19 protein-coding genes are annotated in these 25,318 nt (G+C 56.2%); 12 read left to right on the top strand and 7 right to left on the bottom strand.

The features are described 5' to 3' along the window. The first annotated feature begins 44 nt into the window (after positions 1–44). A complete protein-coding gene (phoU, locus tag ACFPDR_RS09510) occupies positions 45–779 on the top strand; it encodes a phosphate signaling complex protein PhoU (protein WP_009461659.1) in 735 nt (244 codons plus the stop codon). Positions 780–840: 61 nt separating this feature from the next. On the opposite strand, the gene ACFPDR_RS09505 is transcribed toward phoU, so the two are convergent. The 3 genes from ACFPDR_RS09505 to argA form a co-directional block, all read right to left on the bottom strand. Continuing rightward, entirely contained in the window at positions 841–2,127 is a 1,287-nt protein-coding gene (locus tag ACFPDR_RS09505) for an EAL domain-containing protein (RefSeq protein ID WP_060185760.1), read from the bottom strand. Positions 2,128–2,495: 368 nt separating this feature from the next. Continuing rightward, complete coding sequence (locus tag ACFPDR_RS09500) at positions 2,496–2,768, bottom strand: oxidative damage protection protein (RefSeq protein ID WP_009461661.1); 273 nt, start codon at positions 2,766–2,768, stop codon at positions 2,496–2,498. A 70-nt stretch (positions 2,769–2,838) separates the two neighbouring features. Beyond that, positions 2,839–4,194 (bottom strand): amino-acid N-acetyltransferase, encoded by a 1,356-nt coding sequence (gene argA / locus ACFPDR_RS09495; RefSeq protein ID WP_009461662.1) that lies wholly within the window; start codon positions 4,192–4,194, stop codon positions 2,839–2,841. A 72-nt stretch (positions 4,195–4,266) separates the two neighbouring features. On the opposite strand from argA, the gene hrpA reads away from it, so the two are divergent. The 8 genes from hrpA to ACFPDR_RS09455 all read left to right on the top strand — a co-directional run bounded on the left by hrpA (position 4,267) and on the right by ACFPDR_RS09455 (position 17,618). Next, complete coding sequence (hrpA, locus tag ACFPDR_RS09490; protein WP_376911067.1) at positions 4,267–8,058, top strand: ATP-dependent RNA helicase HrpA; 3,792 nt, start codon at positions 4,267–4,269, stop codon at positions 8,056–8,058. A gap of 157 nt (positions 8,059–8,215) precedes the next feature. Then, on the top strand, positions 8,216–11,692 hold the full coding sequence (dnaE, locus tag ACFPDR_RS09485) for a DNA polymerase III subunit alpha (protein ID WP_254002840.1): 3,477 nt from the start codon (positions 8,216–8,218) through the stop codon (positions 11,690–11,692). Then, positions 11,689–12,795: a glycosyltransferase family 4 protein gene (locus tag ACFPDR_RS09480; protein WP_083053968.1), complete on the top strand. Its 1,107-nt coding sequence runs from the start codon at positions 11,689–11,691 to the stop codon at positions 12,793–12,795. The genes dnaE and ACFPDR_RS09480 overlap by 4 nt, the downstream gene beginning before the upstream one ends. Beyond that, positions 12,792–13,634, top strand: a complete 843-nt coding sequence (locus ACFPDR_RS09475) for a polysaccharide deacetylase family protein (protein ID WP_321217403.1) — start codon at positions 12,792–12,794, stop codon at positions 13,632–13,634. The genes ACFPDR_RS09480 and ACFPDR_RS09475 overlap by 4 nt, the downstream gene beginning before the upstream one ends. Continuing rightward, positions 13,607–14,413, top strand: a complete 807-nt coding sequence (locus ACFPDR_RS09470) for a glycosyltransferase family 2 protein (protein WP_376911066.1) — start codon at positions 13,607–13,609, stop codon at positions 14,411–14,413. The genes ACFPDR_RS09475 and ACFPDR_RS09470 overlap by 28 nt, the downstream gene beginning before the upstream one ends. 33 nt (positions 14,414–14,446) lie before the next feature. Then, entirely contained in the window at positions 14,447–15,163 is a 717-nt protein-coding gene (locus ACFPDR_RS09465; protein WP_060185766.1) for a polysaccharide deacetylase family protein, read from the top strand. Further along, a complete protein-coding gene (locus ACFPDR_RS09460; RefSeq protein ID WP_052159324.1) occupies positions 15,160–16,344 on the top strand; it encodes a glycosyltransferase family 4 protein in 1,185 nt (394 codons plus the stop codon). Before ACFPDR_RS09465 ends, ACFPDR_RS09460 begins: the two co-directional genes overlap by 4 nt. 158 nt (positions 16,345–16,502) lie before the next feature. Further along, positions 16,503–17,618, top strand: a complete 1,116-nt coding sequence (locus ACFPDR_RS09455; RefSeq protein ID WP_035270697.1) for a glycosyltransferase family 4 protein — start codon at positions 16,503–16,505, stop codon at positions 17,616–17,618. Positions 17,619–17,685: 67 nt separating this feature from the next. Here the strand turns inward: ACFPDR_RS09455 and ACFPDR_RS09450 are convergent, their stop codons facing one another. The 3 genes from ACFPDR_RS09450 to ACFPDR_RS09440 are packed head-to-tail and all read right to left on the bottom strand — an operon-like array spanning position 17,686 to position 19,615. After that, positions 17,686–17,952 (bottom strand): YkgJ family cysteine cluster protein, encoded by a 267-nt coding sequence (locus ACFPDR_RS09450; protein ID WP_203144973.1) that lies wholly within the window; start codon positions 17,950–17,952, stop codon positions 17,686–17,688. After that, entirely contained in the window at positions 17,949–18,713 is a 765-nt protein-coding gene (locus ACFPDR_RS09445) for a YdcF family protein (RefSeq protein ID WP_009461680.1), read from the bottom strand. The genes ACFPDR_RS09450 and ACFPDR_RS09445 overlap by 4 nt, the downstream gene beginning before the upstream one ends. After that, positions 18,710–19,615, bottom strand: coding sequence for a glycosyltransferase family 9 protein (locus ACFPDR_RS09440; protein WP_376911065.1), 906 nt, complete (start codon positions 19,613–19,615; stop codon positions 18,710–18,712). The genes ACFPDR_RS09445 and ACFPDR_RS09440 overlap by 4 nt, the downstream gene beginning before the upstream one ends. Positions 19,616–19,762: 147 nt before the next feature. Between ACFPDR_RS09440 and msbA the strand changes: the two genes are divergently transcribed. The 3 genes from msbA to ACFPDR_RS09425 all read left to right on the top strand — a co-directional run bounded on the left by msbA (position 19,763) and on the right by ACFPDR_RS09425 (position 22,684). Further along, positions 19,763–21,556, top strand: a complete 1,794-nt coding sequence (gene msbA, locus ACFPDR_RS09435) for a lipid A export permease/ATP-binding protein MsbA (RefSeq protein WP_143241206.1) — start codon at positions 19,763–19,765, stop codon at positions 21,554–21,556. Between the two features lie 30 nt (positions 21,557–21,586). After that, positions 21,587–22,045, top strand: coding sequence for a hypothetical protein (locus tag ACFPDR_RS09430; protein WP_376911064.1), 459 nt, complete (start codon positions 21,587–21,589; stop codon positions 22,043–22,045). 186 nt (positions 22,046–22,231) lie between these two features. Beyond that, a complete protein-coding gene (locus tag ACFPDR_RS09425) occupies positions 22,232–22,684 on the top strand; it encodes an AAA family ATPase (RefSeq protein WP_376911063.1) in 453 nt (150 codons plus the stop codon). Positions 22,685–22,859: 175 nt separating this feature from the next. Here the strand turns inward: ACFPDR_RS09425 and rng are convergent, their stop codons facing one another. Further along, positions 22,860–24,323, bottom strand: coding sequence for a ribonuclease G (rng, locus tag ACFPDR_RS09420; protein WP_009461688.1), 1,464 nt, complete (start codon positions 24,321–24,323; stop codon positions 22,860–22,862). Positions 24,324–25,318: the final 995 nt, after the last annotated feature.

The raw sequence follows: 25,318 nt of genomic DNA, 5'->3' as shown, positions 1-25,318 counted from the left end.
ATTAAGCGCTGGCGCGAGCCATTTTGCTGTTACAGAAGGCCACTATGAACGAACATACCAATAAGCAGTTTCACTCCGATCTGGAGGCCACCCGTTCGCTGTTCTTGCAGATGGGCGGTATTGTTGAATCTATGGTTCGCAGTGCGACCGAAGCCCTGCAAACCGGGGATATGTCGCTGGTCGATCAGGTTCGCGAGCGTGAAAAAGAAATCAACCGCCTGGAGGTGGAGATTGACGAGCGCATCACCAATCTGATCGCCCGTAATCAACCCACCGCCATTGACTTGCGCATGCTGCTGTCCATCTCCAAAATGCTGACCGATATGGAACGCTGCGGGGACGAGGCCGAGCGCATCGCCAAGATGGCTCGCCGTCTGCACGAAGGTACCGCTGGCTACGAGCCCGTGGTGGAACTGCGCCACATGAGCTCCTCAGTCGCTGGCATGATCAACGATGTGCTGGACGCCTTTGCGCGCCAGGATGCCGTACACGCAGCACAGATTGTGCGTAGCGACAAGGAAGTGGATCGTGAGTGGAAGGGTTCGCTGCGTCACATCATCACTTACATGATTGAAGATCCACGCACGATTTCGCACTCCATTGATCTGATCTTTATCGCCCGTGCGCTGGAGCGTATTGGCGACCACGCCAAGAACATGGCTGAACGCGTGATCTACATGGTGCGTGGTGACGACGTGCGTCACACCGGTGTGAAAAACACCGAGCGTACTGCACGTGGTGAACCCTTGCCAGAACCGGAATCCGAAGACAAAGCCTGATTCCGACCCGGGCCTTCTTGCTGCAAGCCTTGCATGACACCATGCAAGGCTTGTTTGCTTTTCAAAAACTAAAGCCGTAGCCTTGGGGGGCTTGGTCAGGATAGAACTGGGTACGTAGCAGTACCGCATCCTGCACCGTAATCAATACTGCTGAGTTCCACCAGGACGGGGTCAGCGTTGGCAAGGCCAGCAGATAGCCCTGCACGCCGTGCGCACCGGACTGGCGCACAAACTCCAGATCAGCCTCGTCCTCGACACCTTCGATGATCACGTAGGGGCTGTAATCGGCGCAGACATTGACCAGATTGCGCAGCAAATGGGCTGGCTGACCGGGGCTGCGTGCCCGCAGCAAGATCGAGCGGTCAATTTTGATAATGTCGGCATGGGTCTGCACCAGAAAGGCCAGGGTGCTATTGCCCGATCCCGTGTCGTCCAGAGCAATCCGTACCCCCAGGTTTTGCAGTTGGGCAATCAGGCGCAGCGCCGTGGGCTTGTGGGCGATGGTGCCGGTTTCCGTCACCTCCAGAATCAGGCGCTGGGCCACATCCGGGCGACTGTCCAGATAGCTGAACAGATCCTGCCACCACAAATCGTCCTGCAGGGAGCCTGCGGAGATATTCACTCCCAGACAAAGACCGGGTTTTGTACTGAGCAGCTCCACCACACTGCCCAAGACACTGCGATCCAGCCGGGACACCAGACCTAGCCGCTCCAGAGCGGCGATGGCCTCGGGTAAAGAGTAATCCGCCGTGCCGCAGTGACGAATCAAGGCTTCTTCATAAAAGTCCTTGTTCTTGTGTTTTTCACCCAGGTGATAGATGGGCTGAAAGGCCAGGGCCAGCAGCCCATTCTGTAAATCATCCAGCATGCGAACTGCCAGACTCATATCGTCCCGGTACGTCTTGGCCCAGACCTTGTGCCAGGCGGCCAGCGTGGCTGGGTGATTATGAGAGCAGGGGTTGGGAGCGGGAGGGTGGAGCTGATTCGTGTCGTACTGACGGCTATCGTAGTGGTAAGCCATCTGGGTGTGCAGGTAGATGCGGTGCTCATCCTGGGTGATGGGGTCACACTCCAGTGCCGCACCCAGCAATTGGGCCAGGGCATTGGGATGGGTACGCTGAAAGCGGTGTTGCTTGCCCAACTGCTTCAAGGCAATCAGGACAAAATCTCCCCGGATAAAGATTTCATTGGCAGTCAGCCCACAGTCCAGCAGCCTTTGCTGCACGGTATCCAGCACAAAAGCATGAAACTGCGGCCCATACAAAGCCTCCAAATAGCTCAGGTTGACCAGCCACAGGCGCAAGTGAGTGGAGTACTGGTCAATCTCGGGTAGGTCTAGGCGGCACATGAACTTCTTTTCCTGTGGGTAAAGCAGTAAGCGGCGGTGCTGTGCAGGGCTCGGCGCAAGGCTGCTCAGACATGGACACGTGATGGGCCGGTGTGGCTTGGGCACTGTATGCGCATCAAGGCCAGCCGTGATTTTGTGCCTTAGGGCTTCAGGTAACTGTAGAAAAATCCCATTTCTTTTGATTTTTGACCAGTCTGAAACTAACTTGTCGCGCAGCGTTTCATTTAATTACGTTTTGGCTGCGTGCTGAAGGTGGGGCTATTTGATAAGAATGCGGGGAAAGGCGGGGGAGTCGGGGGCAAAAATAAAGAAACCCCGGAGCACGATGGTAATGCTCCGGGGTCTGCGTGCGTGTCCTGAATCGGGACTTAAGCGGAAGGGGCGGTAAAACCGTCGGCTTCCACGTCCTTGTCTTCAAACAGATATTGCTCCATCTGTTCTTTCAAATACGTGCGGGCACGGGCATCGGCCAGGTTCAGGCGGTTCTCGTTCACCAGACGGGTTTGCACGTCCATCCAGTTGGCCCAGGCCTGTTTGGAAATCGAGTGCCAGATCTTGGTGCCCAGCTCGCCGGGGTAGGGGGGAAACTCCAGGCCCTCGGCTTCCTGTTTCAGCTTCACACAGTGAATCATGCGTGCCATATGTGTTCCTTTTCAATCAAATGCTTGGATGGGCGTATTGTACTTAGGGGCGCAGGAGGGTCAAACCGGCTTACAGCTTTTTAATAAAGACCATGCTGTTGCGCGAACGGTTGTAATGGGACTGCTTGCCCTTGGGCAGATCGGACACGCCACCTTGTACAAAGCCACGCTTGATAAACCAGTGAGACGTGCGGGTGGTCAGCACAAAAAGACGCTTGAAGCCGGCCGCACGGGCCTTGGCTTCGGTATGGCGCAAGAGAATTTCACCTTCGCCCGAGCCTTGCCATTCCGGGTGCACGATGAGACAGGCCATTTCGGCCATGCTTTCTTCTTCGTACGGAATTAATGCCACACAGCCGTAAATAATGCCGTCGTGCTCCAGAACCGTGAACTGCTCCACCTCGCGCTCGATGACCGAACGGCCGCGGGGGACCAGGGTGCCGTCAATTTCAAGGGGTTCGATCAGTTGCACGATTGCACCCACATCGTCCAGATTGGCCGGGCGCAAATCGTCCAGTGTGTCTTCCACCACCATGGTGCCCACCCCATCGTGGGTGAAGATCTCCAGCAAAATGCTGCCGTCCTGCTTGTAGGGCACCAAGTGCGCACGGGCAATACCGCGTTTGACGGCTTGCGAGGCGTAGCGCAGGAAGGTGGAGCAGTCCTCGTCCAGCTTGCCCGAGGCCAGCAGGGAGTCGGCATCGGCACGAGCCAGCTCCGAATCGATATCCAGATTATTGGAGTGCCCGATATGCTCCGGGGTCAGGAAAATCAGCTTTTCAGCGCGCAGGGCGATGGCCGTGCTGGTGGCCAGATCTTCCATGTCCAGGGTAAAGGCCTCGCCAGTTGGAGAAAAACCCAATGGGGAGAGTAGAATAAGCGCTCCTTGGCTCATGATCAGCCGCATGGCGTCCACGTCCAGCTTGCGTACCGCGCCAGAATGCTTGAAGTCCAGGCCATCAATCACGCCCACCGGACGCGCGGTCACAAAGTTGCCCGAAATGATACGAATCTGGGCATGTGACATGGGGGTGTTGGGCAAACCCTGGCTGAAAGCGGCTTCAATGTCCAGGCGAATTTCACCAGCGGCTTCTTTGGCGCATTCCAGAGCGACCGCACTGGTTGGCTCGGTACCGCGACCGAATTGCGTGGTTTCGCCTTTCAGGCGCAGTTGCTCATTGACCTGGGGGCGGGAGCCATGCACCAGCACCAGCTTGATGCCCAGTGCTGACAGCAGCGACAAATCCGGGATCAGGGTGTAGAGCAGTCCATCGTTGATGAGCTCGCCCCCAAAGGCCACCACGAACGTCTTGCCACGAAAATCGTGTACATAAGGCGCCACTTCCCTGAACCATCGCACAAATTGTGCCTGGGATTCATCAGGTGGTTCGATGGCGTTGTACGAGTCGGGGATGTCTGTGTTCATTGCGGGGGATCTTTGCGTCCAAATGGTTTCAAGCCAAAATTATAATGATGTCTGTACCAGAAACTACCTTTCATGCACGAGTCCGACGAATTGACTGAAAACCCACACTCTTTACCAACAATTTCTTATCCTGATGACCTGCCAGTCAGCGCCCGACGGGCCGAAATTGCGCAGGCGATCAAAGACCATCAGGTGGTCATTGTGTGTGGTGAAACCGGCTCGGGCAAAACCACCCAATTACCCAAAATCTGTCTGGAGCTGGGCCGTGGCCTGCAGGGCAAGATTATTGGTCATACCCAGCCGCGCCGTCTGGCCGCCACGTCGGTCGCCAAGCGTATTGCCCAGGAGCTGCAATCGGAGATTGGTGACTGGGTAGGGTACCAAATCCGCTTTAACGACAAGACCGGACCGCGCTCGGCCATCAAATTGATGACAGACGGGATCTTGCTGGCCGAGTCCCAGCGCGATCCCCTGTTAAGCCGCTATGACACCATCATTATTGACGAGGCCCATGAACGCAGTCTGAACATCGACTTTCTGCTGGGTTTTTTAAAGCAACTGTTGCCACGGCGTCCGGACCTGAAGCTGATCATTACCTCGGCCACAATTGATGCCGAACGTTTCGCGCAGCACTTTGCCCACAAGGGCAAGAAGGCGCCTGTCATTGAAGTGTCGGGCCGTCTGTATCCCGTCGATATTGTGTACCGCCCGATTCTGGACCCGTCTTTGGTCGATGCCGAAGAACGCCGTTCCACCTCCGAGGAAGAGCGGGATCTGATGCAAGGCATTGTGGATGCAGTGCAGGAATGTGCCCGGCATGGTACGGGCGACATTCTGGTCTTCCTGCCTGGTGAGCGTGAAATCCGCGAAGCCACCGAGGCGCTGGAAAAAGAAAAGCCCATCAATACCGTGATCCTGCCCTTGTTTGCGCGTCTGTCGCAGGCGGATCAGGAACGTATTTTCCGACCCAAAGGCAATGCGCGCCGTGTGGTGCTGGCGACCAATGTGGCAGAAACCTCGCTGACCGTGCCCGGCATTCGCTTTGTGGTCGATAGTGGTCTGGCGCGTATCAAGCGCTATTCCTGGCGCAACAAGGTCGAGCAACTGCGTATTGAAGCGATCAGTCAGGCCTCGGCCAGCCAGCGGGCAGGGCGTTGCGGTCGTATTGGCCCCGGTATCTGTATTCGTCTGTATGACGAGCAGGATTTCAAGAGCCGCCCCCCCTTTACGGATCCCGAGATTTTGCGCTCCTCGCTGGCCTCGGTGATTCTGCGCATGAAGGCCTTGCATCTGGACGATGTGGAAACCTTCCCCTTTGTGGAGCCGCCCACGGGCCGGGCGATTGCCGATGGCTATCAGATTCTGCAAGAGCTGGGTGCGCTGGATGAACAGCAGCGCCTGACCAAGGTGGGCCGTTCCCTGGCCAAACTGCCTGTGGACCCGCGTGTGGCCCGCATGATTCTGGCCGGTCATGAACATCATTGTTTGACGGAAATGCTGATCGTGGCCTCGGCCATGTCCGTGCAAGATCCGCGTGATCGTCCTGTCCATGAGCGTGAAGCAGCCAATCAGGCCCATGCCCGTTTCAACGACGACAAGTCCGAGTTCCTGTCCTATGTGAAGCTGTGGAACTGGTTGGAAGAGCTGTCGCAGGAACAAAGCTCGCAGCGCAAGTTTGCCAATAGCGTCAAACAGGCTTTGTTGTCCCCTTTGCGTATTCGTGAATGGCGGGATGTTCATACCCAATTACGCAGTCTGGTACAGGAGCAGCGCTGGGTCGCCAACCCCTCGGCAGCCACGTATGAGCAGGTGCATCTGGCCTTGTTGACGGGCTTGATCGGTAATATTGGCTACAAGAGTGAAGAAACGGGTGTCTATCAAGGTACGCGTGAATTGCGCTTTGTGATTCACCCCGGCTCCAAGCTGGTCAAGAAAGCAGGCCGCTGGATTCTGGCGGGCGAGCTGATGGAAACCACGCGACTCTTTGCCCGCTGTGTGGCGCGTATCGAGCCGCAATGGATTGAAAAAGTTGGCGCCCATTTGCTGCGTAAAACCTGGGGCGATCCGCGCTGGGAGAAGAAAGCCGGGCAGGTAGTGGCCAACGAGCGTGCTACCTTGTATGGCTTGCTGATTTACAGTGGCCGTCGCATTCACTTTGGCCGCATTGATCCGGTGCAGGCACGCGAGTTGTTCTTGCGCCAGGCTCTGGTGCCAGGCGAGATCGACTCCAACCTGCCTTTCCTGCGTCATAACCGTCAGCAGATACAGGCGGTAGAGCGTTTGGAGCACCAATCCCGCCGCCCGGATATTCTGGTGGATGAGGAACTGATCTACGCGTTTTACGATCAGCGCATTCCCAAGGACGTGTACCAGACCGCCACATTGGAAAAGTGGTTCAAGGGCTTGTCCAAAGAAGAGGCCAAGGGCCTGGAGCTGAACCGCGACGAATTGATGCAGCACGACGCAGCCGGCATCACCACCGAGGTCTTTCCGCGCTCCGTTGAATGGCAGGGCGTGAAGATGGCGCTGGATTATCACTTCGAGCCGGGCTCGGTGCGCGATGGGGTGACCTTGAGCGTTCCCTTGTTCGCCTTGAACCAGATCGACGCTGCGCGTTGCGAGTGGCTGGTGCCCGGCATGCTGAAAGAAAAAGTGCTGGCTTTGCTGAAATCCTTGCCACAACGCATCCGCCGCCATTGTGTGCCGCTGCCCGATTATGCTGCCGCCTTTCACCAACGCTGGTTTGAAAAAGCAGCCGATCCGGGCATGAGCCTGCTGGACGCCATTTCCCAGGATATGTGGACTCAGCTCAAGCAAAGGCCGCAGCGCAGTGACTTCAAACCCGAGACGCTGGCGACGCACTTGTTCATGAACTTCCGGGTCATTGACGAGCATGGCCGCATGTTGTCGGGCGGGCGCAATCTGGATCAGCTCAAGGCCGAGCATGGCCGTCAGGCCCAGGCCTCCTTCCAGCAAATGGCCGCCAGCGACGAACAGGTAGCGCAAGTGCTGGATCACGAGCAACTGACCAGCTGGAGCTTTGGTGAACTGCCCGAGCTGATGGAAATCAAACGCAAGGGGCGCAGCTTTATTGGCTACCCGGCCTTGATCGACAAGAAAACCCATTGCGATCTGGATGTGTTCGATGACCCGGCCCAGGCCCAGCGTCAGCACCGTCAGGGTTTGCGCCGCTTGTTCCGTTTGGCCCTGCGCGAGCAGGTGCGCTTTCTGGAAAAGAACATTACGGACCTGACTCGTATCAGCATGCTGTACATCAATCTGGGGACGCAGGAACAATTGCGTGATCAGATCATTGATGTGGCTCTGGAACAGTCCTGCATGATGGAGCCCTGGCCCAAGAACCAGGCCGAGTTCGAGGCTCGTGTGCAGGAGGGTCGCAGCCGTCTGGGTCTGGTGGCCCAGGAAGTGGCGCGTCTGGCCGGGCAGATTCTGACTGAATGGAGTGCCGCCCAGAAGAAACTGGTACAAATCAAGGCCCACCCCGAGGCTTTGAAAGACATACAGCAGCAATTGAACGCCTTGATGCCGACCTTGTTTCTGGAAAGCAATGAATACGCGCAACTGGCCCATATGCCGCGTTACTTGAAAGCGGTACAAACACGGGTGGACAAGCTGCGTGCCGACCCGGCTCGCGATCAACGCCTGATGCAGGATATGTCGGTTCTGCTGACCAAGTACCAGCGTGCCGTGGCCGCGCTGAAAGGTGCGACCGATAGCGGTTTGCGGGATTTTCGCTGGATGCTGGAGGAACTGCGTGTGTCCTTGTTTGCCCAGGAACTGCGCACCCCTATGCCTGTCTCGGTCAAGCGGCTGGAAAAAGCCTGGGCTGCCTTGCAGCGCTAGATTGTTTGTTATTTTGGTATTGGTCGGCAGGGGGCGGGTGATTGTGCGTTTGTTGTTCCGCGAGATGTGAACCAATCGAAACATATTGCCTGCCCTTATTCACCCTGAGCATCGCTTCAGGGTCACCAATGTCTATTGGCTTCAGTACAATTCCATCATGAGCGAAACCACCCCTTCCTTTGTCCATTTGCGATCCCACTCGGAGTTCTCCGTGGTGGACGGCATCGCCCGTATTCCCGAAATGATCAAAAAAGCGCAGGCCTATGGGCAGCCTGCGCTGGCTTTGACGGATTTGTGCAACTTGTTTGGGCAGATCAAGTTCTATACCTCGGCGCGTAAAGCCGGGCTGAAAGCCATCATGGGTTGTGATATCTGGCTGCAGAACGAGGAAGACCGCGAAAAACCGTCGCGCTTGTTATTGCTGGTGCAAAACGAGGCTGGTTACCTGAGCCTGTGCGACATTCTGACCCGTGCCTGGCTGGGCAACCAGTACAAGGGGCGAGCAGAAGTGCAGCGCGCCTGGCTGAAAGAGTGCAGTGGCCTGATTGCCCTGTCCGGTGGACGTATGGGCGATGTAGGCCAGGCCCTGGCCGATGGCAATCTGGAATTGGCCCGTGATTGCGCCCGCCACTGGGACAGTCTGTTCCCGGGCGCTTTCTATATTGAGTTGCAACGCAGCGGTGCGGACGGCGATGAGCTGTATGTACAAGCTGCCATGCGTTTGGCAGCAGAGATGGACCTGCCTGTCGTTGCTACGCACCCGATTCAGTTTATTGCCCCGGACGATTTCCGCGCGCATGAGGTGCGGGTGTGTATTGCCGAAGGCGAACAGCTGGCCAACCCCAAGCGTGTGAAGCGTTTTACGCAAGAGCAATATTTTCTAAGCTCGGACGAAATGCAGCAGCGCTTTGCGGACGTTCCTGCTGCGCTGGAAAACACGCTGGAAATTGCCAAGCGTTGCAACCTGGAGCTGGAACTGGGCAAACCCTATCTGCCCGATTTTCCCACGCCCGATGGCATGTCGCTGGGTGACTTCCTGATTCAACAGGCCAAAGACGGTCTGGAAATCCGCTTGAAGCAGCTGTATGCCGACCCCGAGGAGCGCGAGAAGCAACGCCCCACTTACGAAGAGCGTTTGATGTGGGAGTGCAACACCATTATTTCCATGGGCTTTCCCGGCTACTTCCTGATCGTGGCGGACTTCATTAACTGGGGCAAGCACAATGGCGTGCCCGTAGGGCCGGGCCGGGGTTCGGGGGCGGGTTCCCTGGTGGCTTACAGCATGGGGATTACTGATCTGGATCCCTTGCGCTATGACTTGCTGTTCGAACGTTTCCTGAACCCCGAGCGGGTATCCATGCCTGACTTTGACGTGGACTTTTGTCAGGACAACCGCGAACGCGTTATTGATTACGTTAAACAGAAATATGGCCGTCAGGCCGTCAGCCAGATCGCCACGTTCGGTACTCTGGGCGCAAAAGCCGTGGTGCGCGACGTAGGCCGTGTGCTGGAATTGCCTTACAGCCTGTGCGATGGCTTGTCCAAACTGATTCCTTTCAACCCCGCCGATCCCTGGACGCTGGAACGTGCGCTGGCCGATGAGCCGGCCTTTCGCGAGCGTTACGAGAACGACGAGGAAGTCAAAGCCCTGATCGATCTGGCCCGTCCCTTGGAAGGCCTGACCCGTAGTGTGGGCATGCACGCCGGGGGGGTCTTGATTGCACCCGGCAAATTGATCGATTTTTGCCCGCTGTATGCCCAGTCAGGCCCGGACGCCAACGCCGTGTCGCAATACGACAAGGACGACGTGGAGGCTGCCGGCCTGGTCAAGTTCGACTTTCTGGGGCTGCGTAACTTGACGATTCTGGACTGGGCCGTGCGCTATGTACGCCAGTTCAATGCGGACAAGCGCGAGTTCGACATCATGGCCTTGCCATTGGATGACGACGCCTCCTACAAGCTGTTGTGCGAAGGTAATACGACAGCGGTGTTCCAGCTGGAATCGCGTGGGATGAAGGAGCTACTGCGCAGTCTGCGGCCTTCCACTTTTGAAGACATTATCGCCATGCTGGCCCTGTATCGTCCGGGGCCGCTTGAGTCAGGCATGGTGGTGGACTTCGTGAACCGTAAACACGGTCGAGCCGAGGTCGATTACTTCCACCCGGATCTGGAAAGCACCTTGAGCAGTACCTACGGGGTCATCGTCTACCAGGAACAGGTGATGCTGATCTCGCAGATTATCGGTGGCTACTCGCTGGGTGGCGCTGACTTGCTGCGCCGCGCCATGGGCAAGAAAAAGCCCGAGGAGATGGCCAAGCACCGTGTTCTGTTTGAGGAAGGGGCGGTCAAGAAAGGCCACGACCCTGAATTGGCGGTCAAGCTGTTTGACCTGATGGAAAAGTTTGCGGGCTATGGCTTTAACAAGAGTCACTCCGCTGCTTATGCTCTCATTGCCTATCAGACGGCCTGGCTCAAAGCCCACCATCCGGCCGAGTTCCTGGCCGCGACTTTGCTGTCCGATATGGACGATACCGATAAGGTACAGATTTTCTGGAAAGATGCGCTGGCCAATGGCGTGGAAGTCTTGCCGCCAGATATCAATGCGTCCAACTATCGCTTTGAGCCTGTGCAGGATAGCTATACGGAAAAAGGCTTGCCGCCACGCACCATGCGCTATGGTCTGGGCGCCGTGAAGGGGACCGGTCAGGCTGCGGTTGAAGCGATTGTGGATGCTCGCAAGCAAGGCGGTCCTTTCACCAGCCTGTTTGATTTCTGCCGTCGTGTAGACCGCCATCAGGTGAACAAGCGCACCATTGAAGCCTTGGTGCGTGCCGGCGCTTTTGACACGATTGATGAAAACCGCGCCGCTTTGCTGGCCAGTATCGGTGCCGCTACCGAAGCTGCCGAACAGGCCGAACGTAGCGCCAACCAGTCTTCGCTGTTTGATGACGACTCCAACGATATTGTGGAAGGCGAGGTTGCGAAAGTGGCTCCCTGGAGCCTGCAAGATCGCTTGCGTCAGGAAAAGACGGCACTGGGCTTTTACTTCAGCGGCCATTTGTTTGACGCCTGGCGTGATGAGGTCCGCCGTTTTGCACCGACACCGTTGGCACGTCTGGAAGCGTCGCGCAGTCCGCAGTGGTTTGCCGGTGTGCTGTCAGCGGTGCGTGTACGCATGACACGTCGCGGCAAGATGCTTTACGCCATGCTGGATGACGGCTCGGCGCAGCTGGAAGTGGCCATCTTCAATGAGCTGTTTGAAGAGCATCGCCAGCGTCTGAAAGAAGACCAGTTGATCATCATCCAGGGCAAGGTCAGCAACGACGATTACACCGGCGGCTTGCGTATCAATGCTGATGCTATTTTTGACTTGCAGCTGGCCCGTGAAGCCCGTGCCAGTTGCCTGAGCATCGGCCTGAACAATAATGCCGACGCACAGCGTCTGCAAACCTTGTTGGCACCACACCGTGCCCAGGAGCAGGGCGGGGTGCCGGTCGAGGTACAACTGCAGCGTCCCGATTATGAGTGCGTGGTGCAATTAGGTCCGCAATGGCGTGTCCGTTTGGCAGACTCCCTGCTGGAGCAGCTGGAAGGCTGGGACGCCACGCGCGAGGTGGAGATCAGCTACCGATGAGGCCCTTGCGCATTCTGCACTCGGAAGCTGCCACCAGCTTTGGTGGTCAGGAAAACTACATTCTGCGAGCCATGCGCATCTTGCGCGAAAGGGGGCATCAGGTGGAGGCCGCCTGCCAACCCCACGCCCAGTTGACCGAGCGCCTGCGCGACGAGGGTTTTGTGGTTCATACCCTGTTGATGGATGGCCCGGCCAATTACATGCGCGGTGTGCGCCAGTTGCGTCGGGTCTTGCGCCAAGGTCAGTTTGATGTGCTGAACAGCCATAGCCGCCGTGACACCATGCTGGCCGGTGTGGCCGGGCGCCTGGCGGGAACCCCCTTGATTGTGCGTACGCGCCATCTGGCCAAGAAAGTGGGCTCCTTGATGTCTTACACCATCGTGCCCAAACGGGTGATTACGCCCAGCGATTATGTGCGCGATCACCTGATCGAGCGGGGCGTGAAACCTGGGCATGTTCGGGTGGTCTATCCCTGTGTCGATCCCAGCGTGATTGATTCAGCGCCCCTCCTGGATTTGCGTGCCCAGTTGGGTTTGGCGTCTGATACCTTGCTGGTAGGTTGCGTTGCCGTATTGCGGCGCGAAAAAGGCCATCATGAACTGATCGCCGCCATGCAGCCTTTATTTGATCGCTACCCTCAATTGCACTTGGTGCTGGTGGGGGGCGGCTCTCCGGGCTATGAACAGTTGCAGGCCTTGATCGCGGAACTGGGGCTGCAAGGGCGGATTCATATGCTGGGCGCTCGTGCAGATGTGCCCTCGATTCTGCCCAATCTGGATATTTTTGCCTTGGCGACCCATATGGAAGCGTCGGGCACTGTTTTTGTAGAGGCTGGAAGCGCCGGCATTCCTGTGCTGGGCAGCCGCGTTGGCGGGGTCCCGGAGATGATGCAAGAAGGCCGCAGCGGTTTGCTGGCGGATTTGCACGACCCGGAGCAGTGGCGTGCCGCCTTGGAAAAAATGATCCGGAGCACGGAGTTGCGTCAGGAAATGGGAGCCGCAGGGCGCCTGTTTTGTCGTAGCGACGAGCGCTTTACCCCGGTTGCCATGGGCGACCGGCTGGAAGGCGCTTATTATGCTTGGTTAAAGGAGCTTCAGGGATGAAAGTGGCAAGCACTGTGCCCGTCATGATGTACCACCATATCACCCCGGAAGGGGGCATGATCAATGCCAGTCCCGAGCATTTCGAGCAGCATTTGCAATGGTTGAAGAAAAACGGCTGGACCAGCCTGACAACCGAGCAATTTGTAGGCCATCTGCAAGGGCAGGGCGTACCGCCCAAATCGGTACTGATTACCTTTGATGACGGCTACCTGGATAACTGGGTCTACGCTTATCCCTTGTTGAAAAAATATGGCTTCAATGCCGTGATTTTCCTGGTGACAAGCTGGATCAATGAGGGGCCTGTGCGCCCTTATCTGGGCCAGGGCCAGGACGTGCCCGAATGCCCGGATCATCGTGAATGTGAAGCGCGTATCGAGCAAGGTCGCAGCGACGAGGTGATTTTGCGCTGGAGTGAAATCCACGCCATGCAGGCTGATGGTGTGTTCGAGTTCCACAGTCATACTCATACCCATACTCGCTGGGACCTGAGCGAACAGCGCGATCAAAAGAACGACAAGATGCGTTGGGAACTGGAGCAATCCCGTCAGACCTTGAAGGCCAATATGGGTATGGTCTCTGACCAGCTGTGTTGGCCGCAAGGCTATTTTGATCCTGATTATGTGCAGGTCGCCCAGCAAGCCGGTTTCCGCTATCTGTATACAACGCGCGCCTTCGGCTCCAACCAGCCTGGTAGCGATCCTTTGCACATTTATCGTTTCGCCGTGCGTGACACGACGGGCGTATCGGTAGGACGCAGGCTGAATGTTGCGGTACATCCCGTGATCGGTCCGATTTTCAACAGGTGGAAAGCATGGCGTCGTCGTCAACGACAGAAGTAGGGCAAAGCGCCGCGTCGAGTTCTGGCAAGCGCCTGTCCGTTATCCTGATTACGAAAAACGAGCAGGCGCATATTCGTGCCTGCCTGGAATCCGTTGCCTTTGCGGACGAGATTATTGTGGTGGACTCGGGCAGTACGGATGAGACGGTGGAAATCGCCCGTTCCATGGGGGCGAACGTGACGGTCACCCCGGATTGGCCCGGTTTTGGGCCGCAGAAGAATCGGGCACTGGAGCAGGCCACAGGCGAGTGGGTGCTGTCCATTGACGCGGACGAGCGTGTTACGCCCGAGCTTGCACAACTGATTCAGCAGGAAATGACTCAGCCTCGTGGTACGGCTTACCGGATTGCCCGCCTGTCAGAGTTCGCTGGCCGCTGGATGCGCCATAGCGGTTGGTGGCCAGACCGGGTATTACGACTGTTCAAGCGTGGTACAGCCCGCTTTAACGACGCCAAGGTCCATGAAAGCGTGCAGACCGAGCATCCAGTTCTGGTCTTGGATGGACATTTTCTGCATTACCCCTACGCCAGCCTTGAAGTCTTTATCGACAAGATCAACCGTTATTCCTCGGATGCGGCCCGTCAAATGCAGGCCAAGGGCAAGACCACCAGCCTGCCGGGCATTGCTGGCCATGCCAGCTGGACCTTTGTGCGTCACTATATTGTTCGACGGGGATTTCTGGACGGCCCGCAAGGCTTCATTCTGGCGTGTATGGCCGCTTCTGGCAGCCTGTTTCGATATAGTAAGCTGTGGTATTACACCCGTCAGAAGTCTGATTAGCCCCTTATAATGCCGCCTATGATTCCGATTCTTATGTACCACCAGGTCGGGGTGCCTGCTCCCAAGGGCTCGCCTTACCGTGGTTTGACCGTGCATCCTACTGATTTTCGGCGCCAGATGACTTGGCTCAAGCGCTTGGGTTACCGTGGTTTATCCATGGCGCAACTGATGCCGTACCTGCGGGGTGAAAAGCAGGGCAAGGTTGTGGGAATCAGCTTTGATGATGGCTACCGTAACGTCTTTCAGAACGCCATGCCGGTGCTGGATGAATTGGGCTTTACGGCGACCAATTACATTGTGGCGCGGCATCTGGACGGTTCGAACTTCTGGGACCAACCCAAAGGAGTGCCGCATTCCGGTCTGATGTCCTTGCCAGAACTGCGCGCCTGGGTGAACGCCGGTCATGAAGCCGGTTCGCATACGCTGGACCATGTGCATCTGACCGATGTGTCCTCGGAAATCGCCCATTACCAGATCGTGCAATCCAAGGCAGAGCTGCAAGACGTGCTGCAAGTGGAAGTCAGCGCGTTTTGCTATCCCTATGGCGATCAGAATCAGGCTATTCGTGAGCAGGTGCGTCAGGCTGGTTATCTGAATGCCACCACGACCAATCGCGGTCTGGCCCGTTCAGACGATGATTTATTTGACTTGCCCCGTGTGACGGTCTCGCGTTCCACCAATATTTTGCGCTTCGTGCAAAAGTGCGTGACACGCCTGGAAGACAAGCGTCGTACGGTTTCCCGCTCATGAGCTCAGATCAAACCCGCGACACTCCCGCTGCGATTCCCGAGCGCTTGCGCATCGCTTTTGTGGTCGACCGTTTCGGTAACCGCTTTGGCGGCGCTGAAGCGTATGGGGTGGAACTGATGCGCGAGCTGGCCGAAAAACACGAAATCACCGTGTTTGCGCGCGAATATGACAGTCGCTGTGATTTGAAGCTGGCCTATGTGCCTATTCGACATTGGTCGCATTGGCCGGGCTGGATACGCGGCATTCTGTTTGCCCGTCAGGCCGCCAAGGCCACGGCGCAAGGTTTTGATATTGTGCACTCGCACATGAACGGCTGGTGCGGGGACGTGGAAGTAGTGCATGTCACCCCCGTGCGGTTTAACTGGCGCGTGCGGCCTTTGCCTTTATTGAAAAAACTGGGCTCCTACTTCAGCCCGAGGGTCTGGGGGTATCTGGGTTTGGAAAAACGCCGTTTGCGCCCCGGTCCTCATGCCGTAGTCGCCGTTTCGGGCCTGATTGCCGAACAATTGCAGCAAGCCTATGGCAGCGTGCACGACTATCCCGTCATTGCTCCCGGTGTGGCCTTGCCGCAAGCCGATGCCCAAGGCCAGGAGCGCACCCAGGTTCGCGAGTCTTTGGGTTTTACGAACGATCAGGTTGTCTGCCTGTTGGTGGCTCGTAATCCGCTGCGTAAAGGCTTGAATACGGTGCTGGAAGCCTTGGCGAAACTGCCTTCCCATTATCGATTGCTGGTGGTGGGCGGAAAGCCGGGTCTGCGTGACCAGATACGCCAGCAGCTTCAGACTCTGAATATGCAGGATCGCGTTATCCTGCAGGGTGAAACCTCCAACGTCGAACCTTTTTATCGCGCTGCCGATATTTACGTGCATCCCACCCTGAATGACAGCTTTGGCATGGCACCGCTGGAAGCCATGTCCTATGGCTTGCCGGTTGTCCTGAGCCCGGCTCCGTGGTGCGGCTTTGCCCAATATGTGCAGGGCGGCTATCACGCACTGCTGCTCAGCCATCCGGAGGATGCTCAGGAACTGGCTCGGGCGATTGAGAAAATCAGCAAGGACCCGGCCATGGCCAGGAATCTGATCGAGAACTCGCGTGAGTTATTGGTGCAATTCAGTTGGCCTGCCGTCGCGACTCGCTATCAGGACCTGTATCAAAAAGTGTTGCTTCGCCGCCAAGATTAAAGGCAGGTGCAGCCAGGTTTTCTCTTTTACCGAGATTAAATCGTCAAAACTGCTGTTCAGTCATTGTTCAGCTTACGCAATAGCGGATACACTTTGTGGCCTGTAGATGCTCGATCTGAGTATTTGTCTGTCATTCACAGCCGCTGACGGAGCGAGTTTTGAAGGTCCTGATCACTGATATTCACCATGGTAATGGCGGTGGCCATGTCACCTATATTCTGGGTTTGTTGCGCGGTTTGGCCCATCAGTGTGAATTCACTCTGGCGGCACCGGCAACGGGCCGACTGTATCGGGAAGCGTCGCAGATACCCGGTGTAAGAGTGTTGCCAGGCCTGTATACCGCCCGTATCGGGACGGCCTTGTCGGAAATCTGGAACCTGCGCCGTTTTTTGCAGCGCGAAGCCTTCGATATCGTGCATTGCAATGGCAGTACCGATCATCGTCATGTCATGATCGCCTGCAAAACCTTGTCGAATCCTCCCGTTATTATCTGGACCAAACACAATACCAAGCGCCTACACAGCATGGGTAACCGTTTGCGGGCGCGCTTTGGGACTGATCTTTGCATTGCTGTCAGCGATTATGTTGCCCGCCAACTCGCCAATTCCGATTATCGGCGTTGCAACGTTGAACGGATTTATCACGGTCTGGACTTGGAGCATTATTCCCCGGTTTCCGCGCAGGAAAAGCAGGCTGCACGCCAAGCACTTTTCGGCGCTGATTTGGCAGAGAACAGTTTGGTGCTGGGCTCAGTGGGTGGCACGGATCTGGAAAAAGGTTGGTTGCTGCTGGTTGAAGCAGTGTCCCGTCTGGAGCCGGAACTCAAGCAGCGCGTTCGGATTGTGGTAGCAGGTGATCCACCTGCGCAGGCTGTTCGGGAGCAAGTGCAGGCTTTGGGCTGTGCCGAACAATTGGTTTTCCCCGGCTTGGTTAAGGATGTGCGGTCGATCCTGGCTGCCTGTGATGTGGGGTTTGTGCTTTCATACAAAGAGTCGGCCTCGTACGCGTGCTACGAATCCTTGGCTTTGGGGCTGCCCGTCTTGATCTCCAATGCGGGTGGTCTACCGGAAAGCATCGAGCATTTGCATGAGGGTTGGGTGGTGCCTTGTGGAGACGTGGCAGCCATTGAGGCGCATGTCCGAGACATGTTATGTCAGAAGTACTGCTTGCATACCGTGGGCAAGCGTGCCAGGCAGCGCGCAGAAAACCGTTTTGATGCGCAGCGTTTTTCGGTGGATACCTATCAGGCCTATTTGAAGGCGCGGGCGCTATAAAGTCAGGTGCAGGCCAAGCCTGTAGTAAAAAGCGTTCTGAGTGTATTTCAGAACGCTTTTTTTATGCTTAGTTGTTGAGGGACGGAGCAGTGAGTGTTTCCAGCTCCGTCAGCCAGATCAAGGCATCTTCCCGCTTTTCTCCACACATTTCCGGCGAGGCTTGCAAGCCCGAGCAACAGGCAGGGCGTTCGGGTTGGCCAAAAATCCGACAACGTAGCTGTTCGTCCAGCTGAACGCAAGGCACACCCGCAGGCTTGCCGTGGGGCATGCCGGGGATAGGACTGGAGATAGAGGGGGCGATACAGCAGGCCCCACATTCAGAACGGCAAATCATGCCCAGCCTCGGGACCAGTACACCAGAATCCCGACATATTCCTTGATGATGGAGCGGCTGGATTGCAAGGCCATCAGATTGGGTTTCCACATGGAAAACTCGGGGCTGTTCGGAACCGTTAGCTGTGGGGCGGCACCAGCCGCAATGACATCGACCCCTTGCTTGCGGAAAATTGCCATGGCGCGTGGCATGTGCAGGGCAGAGGTTACCAACAAGACTTTCTTGGCCTGCTTTTCTTGCAGTAGCTGGGCGGTGTATGCACCATTTTGCTGGGTGGTCAGGCTTTCGTTTTCCATCAGTGTGGCCGAGGCGGGCACATCCAGATTAGTCAGGGTGTTGGCCATGACCTTGGCTTCACTGATGCCGCCGTCCAGCGCGGCTCCCGACAAGACAATGTAAGGTGCACGGCCCGCTTTATACAGATCGGCCGCTCGTTCTACCCGCGCCGATGTTTTCTGTGCTGTTTGGGGCAAGAACCAATTGCTGCGGTTTTGAGCGGTGTGGCCGCCCAGAACCACAATGGCATCGGCTTGCGTTACCTGCTCAGCCGGCTGATAGGGATACATTTTTTCCAGATAACCGCCCGCATACAGACTGGTGGCAGGCAGGGACCAGGCGCCGGTCCAGAGCAGTCCGGCCAAGGCCAGAGCGGCGGCGGTTTTGCGCAGGCGCAAGATAAAGAGCAGCACCGCCACAAGTAGTAGGGCGGCAAACAAATTCAGCGGAATGACCAGGCTGGTCAGGATGCTCGATACATTCATGGGTGCTCCCGCTCTGACTCCAGCACTTGCACCACCTCGTCCAGCGTTGGCCATTGGCCATCGCGCCCCAGGCAAATCGCCCGTGGCGACCAGGGACCGGTGTCTTCAGGGTTGGTGACGCCACATAAGGTCAGCTGCTGGGCCTTGATGGCTGCCGCGATATGGGAGACGCCAGAGTCATTGCAAATAACCCACTGCGCCTGTTGGCAAAGCCGCGCAAACGCTCCTAAAGGCAGGGGCGGCAGGCAACGTGCGCTGGGCGCATTTTGCAGGGCAGCCTCATGCTCGTTGGGCGGGGGGCACATAATGACGGTTTTGCCTTGGGCTTGCAGATGGCGGGTCAGTTGGTCGAAATACGGCCAGACTTTGACGCGGCCTTTGTGCAGTCCCGTTGCGGTAGGGGCGATCAGAATATAGTCACCGGGGCGCAGGGCGGCTTGGCGCAGACTGTTGTCGCCTTCTTGCCGTTGCAGGGGGCTGAGCGTCAAATCCAGGGTGGCTGGGGCTTGTTCAGGTGCCGGGTTCAAATTCCACAGCGCCAAAGCCTGCTGAACAATATAGAACCAGGATTGCACCGCATGCAACTGCTTTTGCGGCTTATTTAAAGGCCATCGTAATAAAAGGCTACGGCCGTCGTCCCGGTAACCGCAGGCTGGCAGACCTGCCAGTTTGAAGCTGAGGGCACTGCTCAGCGAATCGGGCAGCAGCAGGCCGTACGCTTGGCGATGGCCGTGCTGGCGACGATAGCGGCGTATGGCCTTGGCGTCCTGATGCCAGTGGCTGGTCATGGGGATGAAGCCATGCAAGGGGTAGGCCGACAGCAGTTCGCGGGCCCAGGGGCGGGCGCAAACCACGACGGGCAAACCGGTATCCAGCAGAGCCTGTAAACACGGCAGGCTCATGCATACATCGCCTAACCAATTAGGCAATCGTAGGTAAAGGGCAGAGGGATCAGACATGAACAGGACAACTAGGCAGAACCAACAAGTGCGGAGACGCTCGATTCAGGCAATGAGCGTTAGAATAAACACAATTAGATAGTATATAGGGTGTCCTCGTTGTCCAACGCCATAGAAACCAAAATCAAGCCTGCTGGGCACGATCCTGTCAAATCCGATCTCTGGAAGCGCATCTATAGCCGTTTGCTGCCTTATTGGAAGGTAGCGGTGCTGGCGCTGATCCTGGTCAGTATCTCTTCGGCTACCCAGCCGGTGCTGGCGGTGATCATGAAGCCTTTGCTGGATGATGGCTTTACGGGTGCCAATCCTGATTACATGTGGTCCATCCCGCTGGCGGTGATTGGACTGATGTTTGTGCGCGGCGTGACCAGTTACGGCAGTTCTTATTTATTTGCCTGGATCGCCAACAAAATGTTGCTGACTTTACGTGGTGACATGTTCTCCCGCTTGCTGGGATTGTCCGATTCGGAGTTCAAGCAAGGGGATACTGGCCGTTTGCTGAACCGCTTCACGATTGATGCCGGCACCATGACTGGCGTGGCCACCGAGGTGGTAACTGTTGTAGTGCGTGAAACCCTGACAGTGATCGCCTTGTTGGGCGTTTTGCTTTACATGTCCTGGCAATTGACCGTGATCGTGTTTCTGGTCATGCCTGCCTCGGTCTTTGTGGCCAAGCTGGTGTCGCGTCGCCTGCGCCGTATTAATCGCGATACCGTGAACATGAATGCCGAGCTGACTCGTGTTGTCAGTGAAGCTATCGATGCCCAACGTGTCATCAAGCTATTTGATGGCTACGAGCGTGAAAATACCCGTTTCATGTATGTGAACGCGCGCCTGCGCCGCTTTGCCATGCGTGCGGCTTCAGCGGATGCCGCTTTGTCGCCCATCACACAGCTGTTTGTGTCTATCGCCGTGGCCGGGGTGATTTTTGTCGCACTTTACCAAGCCAATACCGGCACGCTGACTATCGGTAGCTTTGCCGCTTTCATGGCTGCCCTGGGACAGATTTTTGATCCTATCAAGCGTTTGACCAATATCACCGGCACGATGCAGCGCATGCTGGTGGCGGCAGAAAGTGTCTTCAAGCTGGTTGACCAGGACCCGGAGCCCGATACCGGGACTCGAGAGTTCACGCAGCCTGTACGCGGTCATATCGAGTTCGACTCGGTTTCACATCGTTTCCCCAACGCGCATCGCGATACCTTGTCCGAGGTCAGTTTTGCGGTGCAGCCCGGCCAGACCATTGCTCTGGTTGGTCGTTCCGGTAGTGGCAAGACCACACTGGCCAATATGTTGCCGCGTTTCTTGATTCCTAGTAGTGGGCAAGTGCGGGTAGACGGCATTCCCTCCGAAGAGCTGACCTTGCGTAGCTTGCGTAGCCAGATTTCTTTGGTCAGCCAGGATGTGGTGCTGTTTGAGGCGACGATTGGCCAAAACGTGGCCTATGGTGCGGGAGCCGATGTTACGCCGGAGCGTATCTGGGAAGCGCTGGAGGCAGCCAATCTGCGCGAGTTCGTGGAAGGCTTGCCACAAGGTCTGGATACGATGGTGGGCGAGAATGCCAATTCCCTGTCTGGTGGCCAGCGTCAGCGTCTGGCCATTGCCCGTGCCTTGATTAAAAATGCTCCCATTCTGATTCTGGATGAGGCCACCTCGGCTCTGGATAATGAGTCCGAGCGTCAGGTTCAGATGTCGCTGGAGACCCTGATGAAGGGCCGCAGTACCTTGGTGATTGCGCATCGTCTGTCTACCGTACAAAATGCGGATCAAATCCTGGTGCTGGACGAAGGGCGGATTATTGAGCAGGGCCGTCACGACGAATTGCTGGCCCGCAACGGTGTGTACGCCGGTTTCTACCAAATGCAGTTTCAGTTCAACGAATAAGCAGCCTGGGGCTGCACGATAAGGAACATCATGAAGAAAATCATTCTTGCGCTGGCCGGGCTGGCTGTGTTGGCAGGGTGTGCCAAGCAGGGTGCGGAACTGCGAGAACAAGATTTGCGTCGTCCCAGTTACTTCAAGACGGAGCGCCGCATCAATACGGACTTTGTGGGTATTCAGCGTGCCTTGTTCAAGCATAAGGCCGAGTGTGGCAAAGCAGCGGTTTTCAAGATGGATGAGCGTCAGGCCAGCTACGGCACTTTGCGCTACGAACTGGAACCGGGGGCGGGCTGGGATAAAAGTATCCTGATCGATCTGACCCTGATGCAAAAGGGTTGGGTAGACGCAAAGGTTTACGCTTACCGCGCTGATGTGAAGCGAGAGATTCAGGAGATCTTCACTTCAATTCGTGCTCCAGGTGTGTGCAACCCGGACGATGCACCAAAAGAAGTGCTGCCCGAGGATGATTTTGTACCGGTTGCGCCGCTGTAAGTGTCCAAGCTTTGTGCTGGGCAACTCGCTCAGCACATGAGGCGCCCTGATCGCAGGACAAGACTGTCCTGCTCGTGACCCGCTTTTTCAGGCGGGTTTATTGTTTTCAGTCCCTCTCAATGAACAGAGATGATTATGGATCTTGCCTCTACACCCCCAGTCAGACAGACAGCCTCGACAGCAGCGATGCTTTATCTGATTTGCGGCAAGATTGCGGCGGGTAAATCCACCCTTGCTAAAAAGCTGTCCGAGCAGCCCAAGACCGTGCTAATCAGCGAAGATTTCTGGCTGGCTAACGTATACCCCGGTCAAATTGCGTCTTTGGAAGATTACGCGCGCTGTTCAGCGCAGTTGCGGGCGGCCATGGCACCGCATATTGCTGCTTTGTTGCAGGCTGGAATGTCTGTAGTGCTGGATTTTCCGTCCAATACCTTGGCAACACGCGCTTGGGCGCGGGAGCTGATTGAAAAATCGGCTGTGGCTGACAAACTGTGCAAGGCACGTTTGCATGCCCGTAATGCCAGTGGTGAGCATCCCTTTGAGACGACCGAAGCGCAGTTTGATTTGTTCAGCTCTTACTTTGTGGCACCTCAGGAGTCAGAGGGCTTTCATATCATCCGCCATCAGATTAGCGAATAAGCCGGGGCGTGTTTTTCTGCTGCTAATTGCCGCGTGCCAGAAGATGTTTGCTGGTTTGCTTGTATCTGTGTCTGAGCTTTGCGTGTGTAGGAGCGTGTCCGAGCAGGCCGCAGACCTTGCCGTACAAGAGCTTATGTAGGGGATTGGCTACCCAGCCAACCCCAATGCTGACCAATTACAGCAAAATAATGTCGTACTGTTCCTGGGAGTAGTGTGGATCTACCTCCAGGGAAATGGGCTTGCCAATAAAGTCGCCCGCCACGGCCAGGTGCTGGCTTTCTTCTTCCAGAAACAGGTCCACGACCTCTTGAGCCGCCAAAATACGAAATTCTTTGGGATTGAATTGTTTGGCTTCGCGCAGGACCTCGCGCAAGATTTCATAGCAGACTGTGCGGGCCGTGCGGACGGAACCTCGCGATTGGCAGGTGGGGCAGGGCTCGCATAGTTGGTGCGCCAAAGAGTCACGCGTACGTTTGCGCGTCATTTCCACCAGACCTAATTGACTAAAGCCATTGATCGTCACGCGAGTGCGGTCTTTGGCCAGCGCTTTTTGCAGCTCCTGCAAGACAGACTCCCGGTGAGCAGGGTCGTCCATATCAATAAAGTCCAGGATGATGATGCCACCCAGATTGCGCAGACGCAGCTGGCGGGCCAGGGCAATCGCTGCTTCCAGGTTTGTTTTGAAGATCGTGTCGTCAAAGTTGCGACCACCGACGAAACCGCCGGTATTCACATCCACCGTAGTGAGTGCTTCGGTCTGATCGATAATCAAATAGCCGCCGGACTTCAAATCTACCCGACGCGACAGGGCGCGATTGATTTCTTCATCCACATGGGCTGTATCAAACAGAGCGCGACTGCCTTTGTGGTGACTGATGCGCTCAAGCACCGAGGGCGTGTAAATCTGTGCCCACTCCTTCATCTCCTGCACGACGGTGCGTGAGTCCACGATGATGGATTGGGTGTTGGGCGTCACCATATCGCGTAAAACACGTTGCGCCAGGCTCAAGTCCGTATAAAGCACAGAGGGGGCGCCTTGCTCGCGGATACGTTCCTGAATACGTGTCCACAAAGTACGCAGATACTGCTGGTCTGCACTGATCTCTTCATCCGTCGCGCATTCGGCCTGAGTCCGTACGATGAAACCGCCTTTCTCATCCTTGGGCATAAGACGACTGACACGCTCGCGCAGCTCGATCCGGTCTGCATCCGAACCAATCCGTTGCGATACGCCAATATGAGGATCAAAAGGCAGATACACCAACATGCGGCCCGCAATACTGATTTGTGTTGATACACGAGCACCCTTGGTGCCCAAAGGATCCTTGATGACTTGTACTAATAGAGACTGACCTTCGTACAAGAGCTTTTCAATCGGCGTGGTGGGACTACCCTGATTACGCTCGGTGCGATTCTGGCGTAAGTCCGCGACATGGATAAACGCCGCGCGTTCCAGGCCAATATCAATAAAGGCACTTTGCATGCCGGGCAAAACCCGTGCCACCTTTCCCAGATAGACGTTCCCCACATAACCGCGTTGGATGCTGCGCTCGATATGAATTTCCTGGACAGCACCTTGCTCGACCAGGGCAACACGGGTTTCAAACGGAGTGACGTTAATCAGGATGTCTTCATGCATAGTAATTTCGCTCAGGAATATCTGTTCCGGGCTAGTGTAGGGCCAAGTCGGTGAGGCTGCTATGCCTTTATGACTATATAGAGAGTTTAGGGAGGATGAATGCTTCGCTTGTCTTTGTTTGGGAGACTGCTTGGAGGCGTTTATGGTTCCAGCTGCTTTATGTAGGTCGCCACTCGAGGCCCCGGGACCGGGTGTTGGGGCGGACTACTTGCCGGCGCAATGCGCCGGTCCCCTTGTCGGAGTCACAATCGGGGCGCAGTCTGAACTCGCCCAGTGATTGGTCCCCCGGACCAATCACAAACTTTGGGCTCAAACAGCAGACTGCTTGCATCCCCGATTGTGACTCCGACTGCGGCAAGTACTCTGACTCGCCCCAACACCCGGTCCCGGGGCCCCGAGTGGCTAGCAGCCCAGCATAGTGCTCGATCTTGGAGGCCATTCAACTCGTTATCTATATAGAGACGCTGTTGGTTGAAGGCACAGGGCCAATGGAGTGTTCGTGTGGCCGTTCTTTTGTCCGCTATCCATCCATCCATCCATCCATCCATCCATCCATCCATCCATCCATCCATCCATCCATCCATCCATCCATCCATCCAGCAACCAACCAACCAACCAACCAACCCATCGACTGGCGACTGTTTTTCGGAGGGAGTTTCTCTTCTATCTATATAGAGGCGAATAGAGGCAGGAGTTGTCAGAGAACGGGGGAGATGATTTAACGAATTTCCGTGAGGAAAATAGCTTTCTGTTCGTGTTTTGCTCTGAAGAAGCTTGAAGCCTCCTGCCTGGAGGCAAAAAGTCGAAATAAGCTAAAAGTTATTTTTATAGTTATTCTTCATAGTTATCAATCAGCTACATCGTTTTACGGGGTTTTCTATCCTGAAATACCGAGAAAAATCCCATGAAACGCTTGCAAAGCGGAAAATCCTCGTGCTATAGTTCTTTTCTCGCTGCAGCACACACAGGGTTTTCCCTGAAGCGCTACAGAGAGC

The sequence above is a fragment of the Alcaligenes sp. GCM10023179 genome (assembly GCF_042653705.1).
In the GTDB taxonomy this organism is placed as follows: domain Bacteria; phylum Pseudomonadota; class Gammaproteobacteria; order Burkholderiales; family Burkholderiaceae_B; genus Alcaligenes; species Alcaligenes phenolicus.
Note: the sequence above shows the minus strand (reverse complement) of the source record. Positions and strands in the feature narration are given on the sequence as shown.

Excerpts from the sequence above, each read along its gene's own strand:
- phoU (WP_009461659.1), top strand. The coding sequence starts at position 45 with ATGAACGAACATACCAATAAGCAGTTTCACTCCGATCTGGAGGCCACC.
- ACFPDR_RS09505 (WP_060185760.1), bottom strand. The coding sequence starts at position 2,127 with ATGTGCCGCCTAGACCTACCCGAGATTGACCAGTACTCCACTCACTTG.
- ACFPDR_RS09500 (WP_009461661.1), bottom strand. The coding sequence starts at position 2,768 with ATGGCACGCATGATTCACTGTGTGAAGCTGAAACAGGAAGCCGAGGGC.
- argA (WP_009461662.1), bottom strand. The coding sequence starts at position 4,194 with ATGAACACAGACATCCCCGACTCGTACAACGCCATCGAACCACCTGAT.
- hrpA (WP_376911067.1), top strand. The coding sequence starts at position 4,267 with ATGCACGAGTCCGACGAATTGACTGAAAACCCACACTCTTTACCAACA.
- dnaE (WP_254002840.1), top strand. The coding sequence starts at position 8,216 with ATGAGCGAAACCACCCCTTCCTTTGTCCATTTGCGATCCCACTCGGAG.
- ACFPDR_RS09480 (WP_083053968.1), top strand. The coding sequence starts at position 11,689 with ATGAGGCCCTTGCGCATTCTGCACTCGGAAGCTGCCACCAGCTTTGGT.
- ACFPDR_RS09475 (WP_321217403.1), top strand. The coding sequence starts at position 12,792 with ATGAAAGTGGCAAGCACTGTGCCCGTCATGATGTACCACCATATCACC.
- ACFPDR_RS09470 (WP_376911066.1), top strand. The coding sequence starts at position 13,607 with ATGGCGTCGTCGTCAACGACAGAAGTAGGGCAAAGCGCCGCGTCGAGT.
- ACFPDR_RS09465 (WP_060185766.1), top strand. The coding sequence starts at position 14,447 with ATGTACCACCAGGTCGGGGTGCCTGCTCCCAAGGGCTCGCCTTACCGT.
- ACFPDR_RS09460 (WP_052159324.1), top strand. The coding sequence starts at position 15,160 with ATGAGCTCAGATCAAACCCGCGACACTCCCGCTGCGATTCCCGAGCGC.
- ACFPDR_RS09450 (WP_203144973.1), bottom strand. The coding sequence starts at position 17,952 with ATGATTTGCCGTTCTGAATGTGGGGCCTGCTGTATCGCCCCCTCTATC.
- ACFPDR_RS09445 (WP_009461680.1), bottom strand. The coding sequence starts at position 18,713 with ATGAATGTATCGAGCATCCTGACCAGCCTGGTCATTCCGCTGAATTTG.
- ACFPDR_RS09440 (WP_376911065.1), bottom strand. The coding sequence starts at position 19,615 with ATGAGCCTGCCGTGTTTACAGGCTCTGCTGGATACCGGTTTGCCCGTC.
- ACFPDR_RS09430 (WP_376911064.1), top strand. The coding sequence starts at position 21,587 with ATGAAGAAAATCATTCTTGCGCTGGCCGGGCTGGCTGTGTTGGCAGGG.
- ACFPDR_RS09425 (WP_376911063.1), top strand. The coding sequence starts at position 22,232 with ATGCTTTATCTGATTTGCGGCAAGATTGCGGCGGGTAAATCCACCCTT.
- rng (WP_009461688.1), bottom strand. The coding sequence starts at position 24,323 with ATGCATGAAGACATCCTGATTAACGTCACTCCGTTTGAAACCCGTGTT.